This is a genomic window from Rossellomorea sp. FS2 (assembly GCF_047915635.1).
Lineage (GTDB): Bacteria > Bacillota > Bacilli > Bacillales > Bacillaceae_B > Rossellomorea > Rossellomorea marisflavi_A.
The window spans coordinates 226,148-241,439 of record NZ_JBLRVS010000007.1; the positions used below are offsets into that span (position 1 = coordinate 226,148).

The following is a 15,292-nucleotide window of genomic DNA, read 5'->3' on the forward strand; positions in this document are numbered from 1 at the left end:
GGTGGCCTCCGCTTCACTCCACTATAGGTGATATATAGATCCTACTCTTAATATTTCTTACAAAAACAGAAAGGGCCCCGCATCAATCTTCTTTGAGAATGGGGCGGCTCCCTTCATATGGGGATGGAGCTAAGTCACTCCCGGTCTCTTTAGGGCTTTTGAGAAATTCAGGAGGGGATGTTCCGCTCCGCTGCGGGTGGCCGCTTTCCGGCGGGGAGGGAGTTGAGCCGCTTCGGCTGGCGCCTGCAGGGTCTCAACCTTCCCTCTTTTCCCGCAGGAGTCGGCCACCCTCCGCTGCTCTTCACTTTTTGGTGGAATGAATGCTGGCTTTCTTTAGAAGTGATTGTACTTTTTTTGAAGGTCACTGAATTTGCAGCATGTTCTAAGTAAACCTTTGTTATCGCATAAGTAATCAAGATCAAATCCCATAAATCATGGGCGTGGCGGCAAGGTTCGCTTACATCTTGATATTTGTATTTTACATACTATAATTACTATTTTTCCACCAAATCTCCGACTACTAAGTGGATTTTATCCCGTACACAAATAAAAACGGACCTCCTGTTGTAAGGAGGTCCGTTTTATTGGATACGCTTATGCGTCTTTGATCATGGTTTCTTCTGTTGCTGGTGTTTCGTCAGCTTCGTTGACGCGTTCGATGTCTGCGCCTAGGGCTGCTAGCTTTTGGTGGAAGTTGACATAGCCACGGTCAAGGTGTTTTAGTTCTGTGACTCTTGTGTAGCCGTCTGCTACGAGTCCTGCGATGGATAGGGCTGCGGCTGCACGAAGATCGGTTGCAGCTACTTCTGCACCTTGAAGGGCAGTTGGTCCATCCATGATGACAGAACGGCCTTCGATCTTGATTTCGGCGCCCATGCGACGGAATTCTTCCGCGTGCATGAAGCGGTTTTCAAATACCGTTTCCGTGATGACGCTTGTTCCGTCAGCTGCAAGGAGCAATGCCATCATTTGGGATTGCATGTCTGTCGGGAATCCAGGGTGTGGCATCGTTTTGATGTCGACGGATTTCAATGAATCCGGACCGATGACACGAACTCCTTCCCCTTCATCGATGATCTTGACGCCCATCTCCTCCATTTTGGCAATAAGAGAAGATAAATGCTCAGGAATTGCACCTTTCACAAGAACATCACCTTTAGTGATGGCGGCAGCAACCATGAATGTTCCGGCTTCAATACGGTCCGGGATGATGCTGTGCTCCACTCCATAAAGGCGATCGACACCCTCGATGCGGATTGTTCCGGTTCCGGCACCTACTACGTTTCCTCCCATTTTGTTCAGGAAGTTCGCAAGGTCCACGATTTCCGGTTCTTTTGCAACATTTTCAAGGATTGTTGTTCCTTCTGCAAGAACGGCAGCCATCATGATATTCTCAGTGGCACCTACGCTAGGGAAGTCGAGATAGACTTTGGCACCATGCAAGCGTCCGTCAACTTCAGCTTCAATGAAGCCGTTACCGACTTTGACTTTAGCGCCCATTGCTTCGAATCCTTTAAGATGTTGATCAATCGGTCTTGAACCGATCGCACATCCTCCAGGAAGAGCTACACGGGCTTTACCTGTACGTCCAAGAAGTGAACCCATCACAAGGACGGATGCACGCATTTTACGTACATATTCAAAAGGCGCCTCTACGAATAACTCCCTTGACGCATTGACGGTGACTTCACCGTTCGCGAATTCTACATCTGTATTTAAATGACGTATAACTTCATTGATCGTATATACATCGGAGAGTGGTGGTACGTTTTTGATGATGCTTTTTCCTTCACTTGCTAATAATGTAGCAGCGATGACTGGTAAAACGGCATTCTTTGCTCCTTCAACTTGCACTGTACCGCTTAAACGCTGACCGCCGCGGACGATAATTTTTTCCAAGAGTATTCCCCTCCGCGTCCAATTTCTCTATATTAATATTCAATAATCAGGATGGGTGTGCCAATGACAAAGGTTGTCTCAGCGCCCATTCCACTTTTCCGTAAACCAAGTTGAATGTTCATGTCTTGATGCTGTTTGGTTTGAATGGTCCGTGACAATTGTTCCGAGTAGGCTGAAATTGAATGAAACTCTTCCTCTTTTAAGGATTCCAATTCATTAGCGTCTAATGTGTCCATCATTTCGACGGCTTGATTCGACAAAACTTCCTCAAGCGTATCACTGAATTTGCCTTTAATACAAGAGAATAACAAGGGTTCATCCGTGAAAATTTCTTCCGCATTTGGGATATATTCACTTTTGATATACGCCTTGGCGCTCTCTCCCCAAGTGGTCTGACTTCCGCGCAGCTCATACATAGTATACGACTGTGATTGCCCGTTTGTGAGGGTATGTAAAATCTTAATGGTTTCTGTTCCGTGAGACGTCTTGCGAAGTCCCGTCACCACTGTTTCTTCCTTCGATTTTTTCGTTACCCATTTGAATCCGGAAAATTTCTCCTGAATCAAATCACTGTGTTTGGCAAACTCTTCTTGTGTGAAGCTAGATGCGTTTTCTCTTGCATACAGAGACCATTCATTGACCTCCCCACCAGCACGTTCGACGGCAAGATCAAGTTTTTCTATATCGGTGAAACGCTTCGCTTCGATAGTGTTGTTCCCATTACTGACATAAAGAAAACCAATTATAATGAAAAAAATTACGAAAATGTAAAAGTTACGCACGATCATTCCTCCCCTTTAGTAAAAGTCTTTCCGTCAGGGTGAGGAACATACTTGCAACTTATCGTCATCTTTTTACAAATCTGTCTTCTTTCAGTCATGTGATCGTTTTCATAATGAAACTTTTTCACAAAGGGCGTAAACACAAAATTAATCTTACTCAAAACAGGTACCTTTGAGAACATGCAGGAAGACCTATTTTTTGTAAGGGTTTGACCCTATTCGAAAAGGGTCGGCAGCTGCTGGGTCCATAAGTAATAGTCCAACAGGAACCTGCTGACGGCAGAACCAATGGCAATGGTCAGTAGGATGTACAGGAGTCTCCCTTGGGCGACCCTGTTTTTTTTAAGGAGCTTATCCAATTGGATGGATTGGAGAGCCCAGAATGTAACTGCGAACACCACCAAGTGAATCAGCATGCTGATCAGCGCCTGCTGGCCAAATGTTACTCCCATTCCCACTCACTCCATAAAAAAAATTAGACACACATAGACTATTTTAACACATTACCTTTGCACTACAATAGTTATTTTTGTAAATGTCAGGTTTTTTTGAGCTGTGTTTTTTAAAGTCCTGTGGATCTGTCCCACGTTTCATTTTACTCCCTTTGTGTAGGTAAAGCTACTTGGAGCACGCAGGATTTTTACTTATTTTTTGTTTCTTCATTATATAAAAATCCACCCTTGAGACAGGTAAGCCCCAGGGTGGATTTTCAAGATCGTATTAGAAGTTACGCTCTGACACGTTGATTCTGTTCATGGCACGTTTCAAGGACAGTTCAGCACGGCGGAAGTCGACGTCATCCCTGCTTCCTTGAAGGCGTCCTTCTGCACGTCCTTTGGCTTCCTTGGCACGTTCGATGTCGATCGCTTCTGCCGTCTCGGCAGATTGTGCAAGAATTGTCACCTGTTCAGGACGGACTTCGAGGAAGCCGCCGCTGACAGCTACAAGCTCAGTGTCGCCACCTTTTTTCAGGCGAACCGCACCGATTTGTAGTGGAGCAACCATCGGAATGTGTCCAGGCAAGATCCCAAGCTCACCGCTTTGGGCTTTCGTACTTACCATGTCCACTTCTGAATCGTACACTGGGCCATCGGGAGTGACAATATTGACTTTTAATGTCTTCATTTTCTTCCCTCCTGGTCCGCGATTATACCTCTACGCCCATTTCTTTAGCTGCAGCCAGTACGTCCTCGATCGGGCCTACCAGACGGAATGCATCTTCAGGAATGTGGTCGTATTTGCCGTCAAGGATATCCCTGAATGCTTTGACTGTATCCTTCACTTCTACGTATGAACCTTTTTGTCCTGTGAACTGCTCGGCCACGTGGAAGTTCTGTGAAAGGAAGAATTGTACACGACGAGCACGGTGAACAGTCAGTTTATCATCATCGGAAAGCTCGTCCATACCGAGGATTGCAATGATATCCTGAAGTTCTTTGTAGCGTTGCAGGGTTTGCTGGACGCTACGTGCTACGCTGTAATGCTCTTCTCCAACGATTTCAGGAGATAGTGCGCGTGAAGTGGAAGCAAGTGGATCCACGGCAGGATAGATACCCATTTCCGAAAGCTTACGCTCAAGGTTCGTCGTCGCGTCAAGATGGGCGAACGTCGTTGCAGGAGCTGGATCCGTATAGTCATCCGCTGGTACATAGATCGCTTGGATCGATGTAACGGAACCGACGTTGGTCGATGTGATACGCTCTTGTAATTGACCCATTTCGGTCGCAAGTGTCGGCTGGTAACCAACGGCAGATGGCATACGTCCAAGAAGGGCTGATACCTCTGAACCTGCTTGCGTGAAACGGAAGATGTTGTCAATGAACAATAGAACATCCTGGCCTTGCTCATCACGGAAGTACTCAGCCATGGTCAGACCCGTCAAGGCAACACGCATACGTGCTCCTGGCGGCTCATTCATCTGACCGAATACCATCGCTGTCTTCTTGATAACGCCTGAATCGCTCATCTCGTGGTAAAGGTCGTTCCCTTCACGGGTACGCTCCCCTACACCGGCGAATACAGAGATCCCACCGTGCTCCTGGGCGATGTTGTTGATCAATTCCTGAATCAAAACGGTTTTACCTACACCGGCTCCACCGAATAGACCGATTTTACCACCCTTGATGTAAGGCGCTAGCAAGTCGACTACTTTGATTCCTGTTTCAAGAATTTCCACCTCTGTGGAAAGCTGATCGAATGTTGGTGCTTGTCTATGAATCGGGTCACGACGGATCCCCTGCTGAAGAGGCTCATCCAGGTCGATTGAATCACCCAGTACGTTGAATACACGTCCAAGCGTGATGTCACCTACCGGTACGGAAATCGGTGCTCCAGAATCGAGTACTGCCGCTCCACGCTGCAGCCCGTCTGTAGAGGCCATGGCGATCGTGCGCACAGAGTCATCCCCAAGGTGAAGGGCAACCTCCAGTGTAAGTTCGCCTCGGTCTGCGATTTGGACCTTCAATGAGTTGTAGATATCCGGTAGCTGCCCGCTAGAGAACTTGACATCGACAACCGGACCCATTACTTGAAGAACATGTCCTGTGTTCATCTCTTTCCCTCCTAACTGGCTTTTGACGATTGATACGTCTCTTTCTATTCGAGTGCTGCCGCCCCGCCGACGATCTCAGTGATTTCCTGAGTGATCGCAGCCTGACGCGCACGGTTATAAGACAATGTAAGATCGCCGATGAGTTCTTTTGCGTTGTCCGTCGCATTTCGCATGGCCGTCATACGTGCCGCATGCTCACTGGCTTTACCATCGAGCAGTGCACCGAAGATGAGGCTCTCTGCGTATTGCGGAAGAAGGACTTCAAGGATCTCTTCAGCGCTTGGTTCAAATTCATAGGAAGTAAGCTTGGTAGAAGTGGATTCAAGTTCCGTCAACGGCAGAACCTTCTTCTGCGTTACATCCTGCTGGATTGCACTTACGTAGTGATTGTAGAACATATAGAGCTCGTCATACGCCCCGTCCGAGAACATAGTGACCGTTTTATTGGCGATATCTTTGATATCGGCAAAATTCGGCTGATCCGGCAGTCCTACGACCCCTTCAAGTACATGGTCTCCGCGCTTCTGGAAGAAATCGCGACCCATGCGCCCCAGTGCAATGATCGTATATTCATCCTTGGAGCTGTGACGCTCCTGGATTGTATTGCTGACAGCACGCAGCACACTGCTGTTATATGCCCCCGCCAAACCGCGGTCAGACGTAATGACCAAGTAGCCGGTTTTCTTTACGGGGCGGGAGACTAGCATTGGATGCGTTACGTCGGTGCTTCCGAGGGATATGGAGGTGACGACTTCCTGGATCTTTTCCATGTAAGGGACGAATGATTTCGCATTCATCTCGGCACGGTTCAGCTTGGAAGCAGAAACCATCTCCATTGCCTTCGTAATCTGACTTGTTTTCTTCGTAGACGTAATACGAGTTTTAATGTCGCGTAACGATGCCACTGGTTCTCACCACCCTTTTTTGAAAATGTTAGACCCTGTCCTTGAATCCAAGACGGAAGGTGCCCCTCAGGACACCGCCCATATTACTCGGATTTTGCGAAAGTCTTTTTGAATCCATCGATGGCAGCTGCCATTGCGCTGTCTTCAGGAAGACCTTTCGTTGTGCGGATTTGATCCAACAATTCTTTTTGGTTGTGGTCGAGCCAGCTTAGGAATTCACCTTCAAAGCGACGGATATCCGCAACCGGGATATCATCGAGATGACCCCTTGTGAGTGCGTAGAAGATCATGACTTGTTTTTCAACCGTCAATGGTTTGTTCAAGTCCTGCTTCAATACTTCTACTGTACGCGCTCCACGGTTCAACTTCGCTTGTGTTGCTTTATCAAGGTCGGAACCGAACTGTGCGAATGCTTCAAGTTCACGGAACGCTGCAAGGTCAAGACGCAACGTACCTGATACTTTCTTCATCGCTTTGATCTGTGCGGATCCACCTACACGTGATACGGAAAGACCTGCGTTGATCGCCGGACGTACACCGGAGAAGAATAGGTCGGATTGTAAGAAGATCTGTCCATCAGTGATGGAAATGACGTTAGTCGGGATATAAGCGGAGATATCTCCTGCTTGTGTTTCAACGAATGGCAATGCCGTGATGGAACCTCCACCTTTTGCATCGCTTAGCTTCGCTGCACGCTCCAACAGACGGGAGTGCAAGTAGAATACGTCACCAGGGAATGCTTCACGACCTGGAGGACGGCGAAGGAGCAAGGAAAGTTCACGGTAAGCGGATGCTTGTTTAGACAAGTCATCATATACAACTAGTACGTGCTTACCATTATGCATGAACTCTTCACCCATCGTGATTCCACAATAAGGTGCAAGGAAGAGCATCGGTGCCGGTTGTGATGCAGATGCCGTTACGACGATTGTGTAGTCGAGGGCACCGTGCTTACGAAGTGTTTCCACGGCATTACGAACCGTTGATTCTTTTTGTCCGATTGCCACGTAGATACAGATCATGTCTTGATCTTTTTGATTCAGGATTGAGTCGATGGCTACAGACGTCTTACCTGTCTGACGGTCACCGATGATCAATTCACGCTGTCCGCGTCCGATCGGCACGAGTGCATCGATCGCCTTGATTCCCGTTTGAAGCGGCTCATGTACGGATTTACGATCCATTACACCAGGAGCTGCGCCTTCAATCGGGCGTGTTTTCGTTGTAGGAATCGGTCCTAGACCATCGACTGGTTGACCCAGTGAGTTTACAACACGACCTACAAGTTCCGGTCCAACCGGTACTTCCATGATCCGTCCGGTACGACGAACCTCATCGCCTTCACGAATGTCTTTATAAGGCCCGAGAATAACGATACCTACGTTGTTTTCTTCTAAGTTCTGTGCCATACCCATGACACCAGTAGAAAATTCAACAAGCTCTCCAGCCATGACATTGTCGAGGCCATGAGCACGAGCGATACCATCCCCGATTTGGATGACAGTACCTACATCGCTTACCTTCATCTCAGACTGATAGTTCTCAATTTGCTTCTTTATCAGCGCGCTGATTTCTTCCGCCTTGATGCTCATGAATTTCACCCCTCATTTATACGAAAGTTAACGAACCAGTTCACGTTCCAGACGATTCAACTTACCTGCAAGCGTACCATCGAAGATCCTGTTCCCAATGCGGATCTTCAAGCCTCCGAGGATGTTGGTGTCTATCACATTCTCGATTCTAAGTGATTGTTTACCTACTTTGTTAGCAAAAGATGTGGAAACGGCTGTTTTCTCATCTTCTGACAGTGGGCGTACAGAGTACACGATGGCATCCGCGATTCCACGTGCTTCGTTGGAAAGATCGATGAATGCGTCCACCACTGCCACGACCTGATCTTCACGATGACGATCGGTCAGGAGTAATAATGTATTCAAGACAGGTGCCGAGACCCCCGCAAATGCTTCCTGGATCAAGGTTTTCTTCTTGACCGCCGTAAGCTTCGGATTCTCAAGCAGGCTGTTCAATTCTTTGTTTTCTGTAAAAACGGTTTTCACTGCGCGGAGCTCTTCTTCGATCGCTTCAAGCTTCAGTTGCTCCTGGGCGATTTGAAAGAGGGCAAGTGCATAGCGTTTTGCGACTGTGGAGCTGCTCATCGCTGATCTCCTGCCTCTTTGATGTAGTCGTTGATCAATTGTTCCTGATCTTCAACCGAAAGCTCCTTCTCGATGACTTTCGACGCGATCATGACAGATAGGGATGCCACTTGCTCACGCAGGGCAGCCATCGCTTGATCTTTCTGCGTCTCAATTTCGCGCTTCGCTGATTCCTTCAGGCGTTCTGATTCCTGGCGGGCTTCAAGGATGATCTGACTGCGTTGGTCATCCCCTTGCTTCTTCGCGCTCTCGATCAGGGCCAGGGCTTCCTGGCGCGCCTCTTTCAATAGCTCACGCTGTTCTTCGAGGTACTTGCTTGCTTCCGTACGGCTCTTTTCCGCCGCATCGATCTCACCTGCTATATGGTTCTCACGTTCTTGCATGATGCCCATCAACGGGCCCCAGGCAAACTTTTTCAATAACGCAAGAAGGACTAGAAACAGGACTAGCTGTACTATAATATCTCCACCTGTGAAGCCTCCTCCGGCTCCAAGGACAAATGCGTTTGATAGCACGCGGTTTCACTCCCTTCAAGAGTCAATGCCTATATGGTACTGCCTTATTTAATGGCCGTGACGCCCCCATCCCCCGAGAGGTCAAAGGACCGCCCGACCTTTCATTCCAAGTCAGGATGTTACTTTACATAAAGGAATGGCGAAGGTTCTCATCGAATGATCTTCGCCATCTGAAACTATTATTATCGACCCAATACCATGAACGCGATAACTGTCGCGATGATAGGAATCGCCTCAACCAATGCAACCCCGATGAACATAGTAGTTTGAAGCATACCGCGAGCTTCCGGTTGACGAGCGATCCCCTCTACTGTACGTGACACGATAAGACCGTTACCAATACCTGCACCTAGTGCTGCTAATCCGATTGCAATTGCTGCTGCTAAAAGACCCATTCTAATTTTCCTCCTTTAATGTATAGAAATCTAAATTTGATTTGTTTTGTTCAATAAGAACAGGGTATATATTAATGGTCATGACTAACTTTATGAGACATATAGACCATCGTTAACATAACGAAAATGAATGACTGGATGGATCCGACGAAAACCGAGAATCCTTGCCAGGCAAGCGTCGGGATGATGGCTCCGATAAAGCCGCCGATTCCCTGGTGAGCGAGCCCTGTGATCAATAATGAAAGCAGGATCTCACCGGCGTAGATGTTTCCGTAAAGACGAAGACCTAATGTTAGGGTGTTCGCAAATTCTTCAATGATCTTAAGCGGGAATAAGAAACCCATCGGTCTGAAGAAGTCTTTACCATACTCACTGAAGCCTTTCATCTTGATGGCGTAGTAGTGAGTCAACACAACAACCATTACGGCCAGTGTCATCGTAACGACCGGATCGGCTGTTGGAGATTTCCACCAGAGTTTATGGTCGATCACGACCGAAAACGGAAGGCCAAGCATATTTGATACAAAAATGTACATGAGGAGAGTAAGACCCAACAGATGGAAGCGACCTCCAGTCTTCCAGTCCATATTACTCTTCACGATGTTCTTCACAAAATCCATAACCCATTCCATGAAGTTCTGGGCGCCCGTTGGCTTTAGCGCCAGTCTGCGGGTACATAACACGGCGATCAGGAACACGATCACGGTCGCCACCGTCATCATCAATACGTTCGCCAGGTTGAATGTAAGGCCCAAAAATTCAGCTGTAGGATTTTCATGTTGCAATGAAATTCACCTCTCTTCCCCGCTATTTATGTGGTTGCAGCTGCTGAATAAAATAATCTATCATAATAACAATATAAATTGTCATTAATCCAATGACCGCGCTCAAGAAATGGAAATATTCAGGATACTTAATCGCGATGATCGCCACGAATGCAGCACCTGCCATCCTTGAAAATGTACCTAATGACCGGACCTTCTGCCCTGCCACGACGGCATCCCCGAAGCGCAACGTTCTCCTCATGATCAGCCAGTGACTGAACAGACTTACGCTTGTCCCTAAGATGAGTCCAAGGAAAATAGACTGATAGGAAGTGAAACCCCAACCGAGGACGTAAAAGGAAAGGAGGAAAAGTATGTACTTCCGATGCCTGTTAAACAGCTCTTGAAGTTCTGGCATTGACATTAATCTCCCGAAAAGAAATGTTGGACTGTGCGAAGCATGGTGTAGATTCCTGTTGTTAACCCGAGAAGCAGTCCAATGATTAAGAATAGTGGTGCGGTGTCCCATAATCCATCCAGCCATCTCCCCCCGAAGATCCCGATTAACATGGAACCAACCAGCTGAGACAGAATGGCAGAATACAAGGCCACCCCTTGATACGGGCGTCGATTTGGTTGACGCATAGTGTCATCCCCACACAGGAATTATAGTGGAAAAACATAGATATAAAACCGTTTTCATTCTGTGGAAGTTTTTGTGAAAACCTTACCATTCTATATCCTTTGTAAGCATACAATAGGGTAAAATCAATGTCAATGCGTACAAAGTAAAAAGTCCACAACCTATCCTAGTGTTCCAATATTGTTCACATTTTAAACACAAAATAAGAAAAGCGGAAGGGGCTTGTTCTGAGGCGACAAGCATAAGGCGGAGACATCGGAAAGGCGCTCTTGGCCTTTTTGATGTCTTTGACTTATGACCTCGAGCCTCAAGCCCCTGGAGCTGGACACCAAGAAATGCGGAGGTGGGTCGTTCTGACCCGACAAGCATAAGGCGAGAATGCCGGAAAGGCGCTCTTGGCCTTTTTGGCATTCTTGACTTATGACCTCGAGGGTCAACCCGCCGGAGCTGGACACCATAGAAATACGGAGGGACTCTCCTCCCGAGGCTATTCACATCAACAAAAATCATTCACTATGTATTCATTTATCCTACTTAACTATTCATTTCACTCAACATTGCTCACCACTGAGCAAACTACCCGAGCATTAAGATACCACAGATTCCGTTGAGACAAAAGAGGAAACTACTGGTTTGTGCCTATTTTTTGTGAAAAAGGAAAAAGGTACACGCATGCAAGCGTGTACCTTCTATATTATAGTCATTCATTTGGAGAGAATGAGTCTGGTCGATCTTCCAGATGACCGAAGTGATAGCGGATCGCTTGGGCAATCCGGTATGAAGCCAGTCCGTCTCCATACGGGTTGGCCGCTTTGGACATGGAGCTGTGCGCTTCAGGATCGGTGAGAAGTTCATGGGCGAGCTTGTAAATGTTCTCTTCATCATTCCCGGCGAGCTTCAGCGTACCTGCTTCGATTCCTTCCGGCCGCTCCGTCGTATCACGAAGCACGAGGACCGGCACCCCAAGGGATGGGGCTTCCTCTTGAACCCCACCTGAATCGGTGAGGATCAAATGGGCCCTGGAGGCGAAGTTGTGGAAGTCGATAACATCAAGTGGTTCGATCAGATGGATACGGGGATCCCGGCCCAACACTTCATCCGCCACTTCACGTACGGCGGGATTCAAGTGGACCGGATACACCACTTGGATATCTTCCTGTTCTTCCACCAGGCGCTTGATGGCCCGGAACATATTCCTCATCGGCTGCCCCAGGTTTTCCCGGCGATGCGCTGTCAACAATACGAGGCGATCTGATCCGATTCGATCAAGTACCTCATGGTGATAATCTTCTTTGACTGTTGTCTTCAGTGCGTCAATGGCCGTATTCCCTGTGATGAAGATACTCTCTTCCTTCTTGTTCTCTTCCAGAAGATTCCGCGCCGATTTGTCCGTCGGAGAGAAGTGGAGATCAGCCATGACACCAGTCAGCTGGCGATTCATCTCCTCCGGGAAAGGTGAGTACTTGTTCCAGGTACGAAGACCGGCTTCGACGTGTCCGACGGCAATCTGATTATAATAGGCTGCAAGACTCGCCACAAAGGTGGTTGTCGTATCACCGTGCACAAGAACGATATCGGGCTTGGCTTCTTTCATGACACGATCCAGTCCTTCGAGGCCTCTGGTCGTGACGTCAATCAATGTTTGCCGGTCCTTCATGATGTTCAGGTCATGGTCAGGACTGATATCGAAGATCGACATGACCTGATCCAGCATTTGACGATGCTGGGCGGTAACCGTCACGATTGTTTCAAAGCTTTCCGGATACTTCTTCAGTTCAAGGACAAGGGGAGCCATCTTGATGGCTTCCGGCCTTGTCCCGAAAATGGTCATAACCTTGATCGGATTCGCCAATGATTTCATCACCCTTCTTATTTCGTTCCGTACAGACGGTCGCCTGCGTCACCTAGACCCGGTACGATATAGCCTTTTTCGTTCAACTTCTCATCAAGGGCCGCAATGTAGATATCCACATCAGGATGTGCTTCCTTGATTGCTTCGACCCCTTCAGGACATGCGACAAGGCACATGAAACGAATGCTTTGGGCACCGCGCTTCTTAAGGGAGTTGATTGCCTCTACGGCAGATCCGCCCGTTGCAAGCATTGGATCGACGAGGATGAAATCGCGCTCTTCTACGTCACTTGGGAGTTTCACATAGTATTCAATCGGTTTCAGGGTTTCAGGGTCGCGGTAAAGGCCGACGTGACCTACTTTGGCTGCAGGGATCAGCTTCAGGATACCGTCAACCATACCCAATCCGGCACGCAGGATCGGAACGATCCCCAGTTTCTTTCCTGCCAGCGTCTTCGCCTGTGCAGGGCTTACCGGAGTTTGAACCTCGATATCTTCAAGGGGCAGGTCGCGTGTGATTTCGAACGCCATGAGTGTGGCAACCTCATCCACCAGCTCGCGGAATTCCTTTGTACCCGTTTCTTTATCACGGATGAATGTTAACTTATGTTGGATCAATGGATGATCAAATACGTATACTTTTCCCACTCGACTCTCTCCTTTAAGTTTGATTTATGTAAATAAGCGGTAGACTTCCTTTACACCTCTGATAATTGTACATAAAAGCGATTTGAAGAGCAACACGGGATTCAGGGTGTAATGGAATCGTTACATATTCTACATGTTCTTTTATTCTATCAGTCCAGCAAAAAACCCCCCGACCATGACGATCAAAGGGGCTTGCACATTATTGCTCCGGATATAATTCGAATCGGCTGGTGAGATCCGTTACACGCTTGCGTGCTTCTTCCAGTTTCGTTTCATCCTCATGGTTTTTCAGTGTAAGGGCGATGATCGAAGCGATCTCGTCCATCTCTCCTGCGCCGAAGCCCCTGGATGTAACGGCTGCTGTACCGATACGGATACCGCTTGTAACGAACGGGCTTTCCGGATCGAACGGGATGGTATTCTTATTCACGGTGATGCCGATATCATCAAGTACCTTCTCAGCTACTTTTCCTGTCAGGCTCAATGAGCGCAGGTCGATCAGGAGAAGATGATTATCAGAACCGCCGGAAACAAGGTTGATTCCTTCTTTCGTAAGGCCTTCCCCAAGACGGGCTGCGTTATCAATGATGTTTTGAGCGTATTCTTTAAAAGAATCCTGCAGCGCCTCACCGAATGCCACCGCTTTTGCCGCGATGACATGCATCAAAGGACCGCCTTGGATACCAGGGAAAATGGATTTGTCGATTTTCTTCGCGAATTCTTCTTTGCACAGGATCATACCGCCGCGTGGACCGCGAAGCGTTTTATGAGTCGTTGTCGTAACGAAATCGGAATATGGTACTGGGTTCTGGTGAAGTCCTGCTGCAACAAGACCGGCGATATGAGCCATGTCCACCATGAGGTAAGCACCGACCTCATCCGCGATTTCACGGAACTTAGCGAAATCGATCTTGCGCGGGTATGCACTCGCTCCGGCTACGATGAGCTTCGGCTTATGCTCAAGAGCTTTCTGACGTACATCTTCATAATTGATCAATTGATTCTCTTCATCTACACCGTACTCCACGAAGTTGTATTGAACCCCGCTGAAGTTCACCGGACTGCCGTGAGTGAGGTGACCCCCATGGGACAGGTTCATACCAAGGACTGTGTCTCCCTGTTCGAGGATGGTAAAGTAAACTGCCATGTTGGCCTGGGCACCTGAGTGAGGCTGAACATTGACGTGTTCTGCGCCGAAGAGTTCTTTTGCACGGTCGCGGGCGAGGTTTTCAGCCACATCGACATGCTCGCATCCACCATAATAGCGACGGCCTGGATATCCTTCTGCGTACTTATTCGTCAACACGGAGCCTTGGGCTTCCATGACTGCTTCACTGACAAAGTTCTCTGACGCGATCAACTCGATCTTAGTACGCTGACGTTCCAATTCTTCTTGAATCGATGCATAAAGTTCCGGATCTTGCTTGGCAATCTTACTCATACGTATCCTCCTTCAATTCATGGACCCGTTTCTACCGGGCTTTGATTCATTCAATCACATTCTAACATGATTGAGCTAAAAGCGAAATAAAAAGAAGCATTTATTAAAAATGTTCGGTTTTACACAAAAACCCTCCTACATACAAGGGCCTTTGCACATAAAAAAAACACCCGACAAAGGGTGCTTTTCACTCATAGACCGCACGGTTTCCACCGATCAATTTAGGGCGGGTCCTTGCCAGGGTGACGTGGGCATGTCCGAGACTGCGCACGCTGACCCGCACAGGAACGGCCACATGCTTCAAATGCATGCCGATGAAGGTATCACCGATATCAATGCCTGCATCGGCCTTGATATGTTCCACAATGACAGGATCCTGAAAGCGATGATAAGCATGGGTGGCCATGGCGCCTCCTGCTTTCCTCACCGGTACGACCGTGACTTCATCAAGACCTTTTGCCTCGGCTGTTTCACGTTCGATGACAATTGCCCGGTTCAAGTGTTCACAGCATTGAAAGGCAAGGGATACGCCTGATTGATCTGCGTACTTCCTCAGCTCTTCATAAATCAATTCAGCCGTATCAATGGTCCCTGCGGTCCCGATCTTTTCCCCCATTACCTCGGAGGTGGAGCAGCCGATGACGAGGACCTGTCCTTTTCTGAGTGGAACCTGATCATGAAACTCCTGAAGAATGGTCTGAAAGGCTTGCTTCAGTTGGATGTGATCCATGATGACCTCTCC

17 protein-coding genes are annotated in these 15,292 nt (G+C 48.0%); all 17 read right to left on the reverse strand.

Annotation, left to right across the window (positions count from 1 at the left end):
• Window positions 1–594: 594 nt before the first annotated feature.
• On the reverse strand, window positions 595–1,899 hold the full coding sequence (murA, locus tag ACNA6I_RS20495; RefSeq protein WP_048004875.1) for a UDP-N-acetylglucosamine 1-carboxyvinyltransferase: 1,305 nt from the start codon (window positions 1,897–1,899) through the stop codon (window positions 595–597).
• Between the two features lie 32 nt (window positions 1,900–1,931).
• The gene (locus tag ACNA6I_RS20500) at window positions 1,932–2,681 is read right to left on the reverse strand and encodes a YwmB family TATA-box binding protein (RefSeq protein ID WP_416314097.1); all 750 of its coding nucleotides are present in this window, start codon (window positions 2,679–2,681) and stop codon (window positions 1,932–1,934) included.
• A 215-nt stretch (window positions 2,682–2,896) separates the two neighbouring features.
• Window positions 2,897–3,133, reverse strand: coding sequence for a DUF1146 family protein (locus ACNA6I_RS20505; protein ID WP_048004874.1), 237 nt, complete (start codon window positions 3,131–3,133; stop codon window positions 2,897–2,899).
• A 268-nt stretch (window positions 3,134–3,401) separates the two neighbouring features.
• Window positions 3,402–3,806, reverse strand: coding sequence for a F0F1 ATP synthase subunit epsilon (locus tag ACNA6I_RS20510; RefSeq protein ID WP_048004873.1), 405 nt, complete (start codon window positions 3,804–3,806; stop codon window positions 3,402–3,404).
• A 22-nt stretch (window positions 3,807–3,828) separates the two neighbouring features.
• The gene (gene atpD / locus ACNA6I_RS20515; protein WP_048004872.1) at window positions 3,829–5,232 is read right to left on the reverse strand and encodes a F0F1 ATP synthase subunit beta; all 1,404 of its coding nucleotides are present in this window, start codon (window positions 5,230–5,232) and stop codon (window positions 3,829–3,831) included.
• 44 nt (window positions 5,233–5,276) lie between these two features.
• A complete protein-coding gene (gene atpG / locus ACNA6I_RS20520) occupies window positions 5,277–6,137 on the reverse strand; it encodes an ATP synthase F1 subunit gamma (protein WP_048004871.1) in 861 nt (286 codons plus the stop codon).
• Between the two features lie 83 nt (window positions 6,138–6,220).
• Complete coding sequence (gene atpA, locus ACNA6I_RS20525; protein ID WP_048004870.1) at window positions 6,221–7,729, reverse strand: F0F1 ATP synthase subunit alpha; 1,509 nt, start codon at window positions 7,727–7,729, stop codon at window positions 6,221–6,223.
• 27 nt (window positions 7,730–7,756) lie between these two features.
• Window positions 7,757–8,293 (reverse strand): F0F1 ATP synthase subunit delta, encoded by a 537-nt coding sequence (locus tag ACNA6I_RS20530; protein ID WP_048004869.1) that lies wholly within the window; start codon window positions 8,291–8,293, stop codon window positions 7,757–7,759.
• Window positions 8,290–8,808, reverse strand: a complete 519-nt coding sequence (locus tag ACNA6I_RS20535) for a F0F1 ATP synthase subunit B (protein WP_048004868.1) — start codon at window positions 8,806–8,808, stop codon at window positions 8,290–8,292. Before ACNA6I_RS20535 ends, ACNA6I_RS20530 begins: the two co-directional genes overlap by 4 nt.
• Window positions 8,809–8,990: 182 nt before the next feature.
• Entirely contained in the window at window positions 8,991–9,203 is a 213-nt protein-coding gene (gene atpE, locus ACNA6I_RS20540) for a F0F1 ATP synthase subunit C (protein ID WP_048014184.1), read from the reverse strand.
• Between the two features lie 71 nt (window positions 9,204–9,274).
• Window positions 9,275–9,988 (reverse strand): F0F1 ATP synthase subunit A, encoded by a 714-nt coding sequence (atpB, locus tag ACNA6I_RS20545; protein WP_079514291.1) that lies wholly within the window; start codon window positions 9,986–9,988, stop codon window positions 9,275–9,277.
• 22 nt (window positions 9,989–10,010) lie between these two features.
• Complete coding sequence (locus ACNA6I_RS20550; protein ID WP_048014182.1) at window positions 10,011–10,385, reverse strand: ATP synthase subunit I; 375 nt, start codon at window positions 10,383–10,385, stop codon at window positions 10,011–10,013.
• Window positions 10,386–10,390: 5 nt separating this feature from the next.
• Window positions 10,391–10,612, reverse strand: a complete 222-nt coding sequence (locus tag ACNA6I_RS20555) for an AtpZ/AtpI family protein (RefSeq protein ID WP_048014181.1) — start codon at window positions 10,610–10,612, stop codon at window positions 10,391–10,393.
• Between the two features lie 698 nt (window positions 10,613–11,310).
• Window positions 11,311–12,462, reverse strand: a complete 1,152-nt coding sequence (gene wecB, locus ACNA6I_RS20560) for a non-hydrolyzing UDP-N-acetylglucosamine 2-epimerase (protein ID WP_416314205.1) — start codon at window positions 12,460–12,462, stop codon at window positions 11,311–11,313.
• 17 nt (window positions 12,463–12,479) lie between these two features.
• Window positions 12,480–13,109 (reverse strand): uracil phosphoribosyltransferase, encoded by a 630-nt coding sequence (upp, locus tag ACNA6I_RS20565; protein WP_048004863.1) that lies wholly within the window; start codon window positions 13,107–13,109, stop codon window positions 12,480–12,482.
• Window positions 13,110–13,308: 199 nt separating this feature from the next.
• On the reverse strand, window positions 13,309–14,550 hold the full coding sequence (glyA, locus tag ACNA6I_RS20570; protein ID WP_048015285.1) for a serine hydroxymethyltransferase: 1,242 nt from the start codon (window positions 14,548–14,550) through the stop codon (window positions 13,309–13,311).
• Window positions 14,551–14,737: 187 nt separating this feature from the next.
• Window positions 14,738–15,280 carry a TIGR01440 family protein gene (locus ACNA6I_RS20575; RefSeq protein WP_416314098.1) on the reverse strand — a complete coding sequence of 181 codons (543 nt, stop codon included), beginning with the start codon at window positions 15,278–15,280 and terminating at the stop codon, window positions 14,738–14,740.
• Window positions 15,281–15,292 lie beyond the last annotated feature (12 nt).

What these genes read in the sequence shown, in the direction of transcription:
- ACNA6I_RS20505 (WP_048004874.1), bottom strand. Translation starts at nt 3,133, where the DNA reads ATGGGAGTAACATTTGGCCAGCAGGCGCTGATCAGCATGCTGATTCAC.
- ACNA6I_RS20510 (WP_048004873.1), bottom strand. Translation starts at nt 3,806, where the DNA reads ATGAAGACATTAAAAGTCAATATTGTCACTCCCGATGGCCCAGTGTAC.
- atpD (WP_048004872.1), bottom strand. Translation starts at nt 5,232, where the DNA reads ATGAACACAGGACATGTTCTTCAAGTAATGGGTCCGGTTGTCGATGTC.
- atpA (WP_048004870.1), bottom strand. Translation starts at nt 7,729, where the DNA reads ATGAGCATCAAGGCGGAAGAAATCAGCGCGCTGATAAAGAAGCAAATT.
- ACNA6I_RS20530 (WP_048004869.1), bottom strand. Translation starts at nt 8,293, where the DNA reads ATGAGCAGCTCCACAGTCGCAAAACGCTATGCACTTGCCCTCTTTCAA.
- atpE (WP_048014184.1), bottom strand. Translation starts at nt 9,203, where the DNA reads ATGGGTCTTTTAGCAGCAGCAATTGCAATCGGATTAGCAGCACTAGGT.
- ACNA6I_RS20550 (WP_048014182.1), bottom strand. Translation starts at nt 10,385, where the DNA reads ATGCCAGAACTTCAAGAGCTGTTTAACAGGCATCGGAAGTACATACTT.
- ACNA6I_RS20555 (WP_048014181.1), bottom strand. Translation starts at nt 10,612, where the DNA reads ATGCGTCAACCAAATCGACGCCCGTATCAAGGGGTGGCCTTGTATTCT.
- glyA (WP_048015285.1), bottom strand. Translation starts at nt 14,550, where the DNA reads ATGAGTAAGATTGCCAAGCAAGATCCGGAACTTTATGCATCGATTCAA.
- ACNA6I_RS20575 (WP_416314098.1), bottom strand. Translation starts at nt 15,280, where the DNA reads ATGGATCACATCCAACTGAAGCAAGCCTTTCAGACCATTCTTCAGGAG.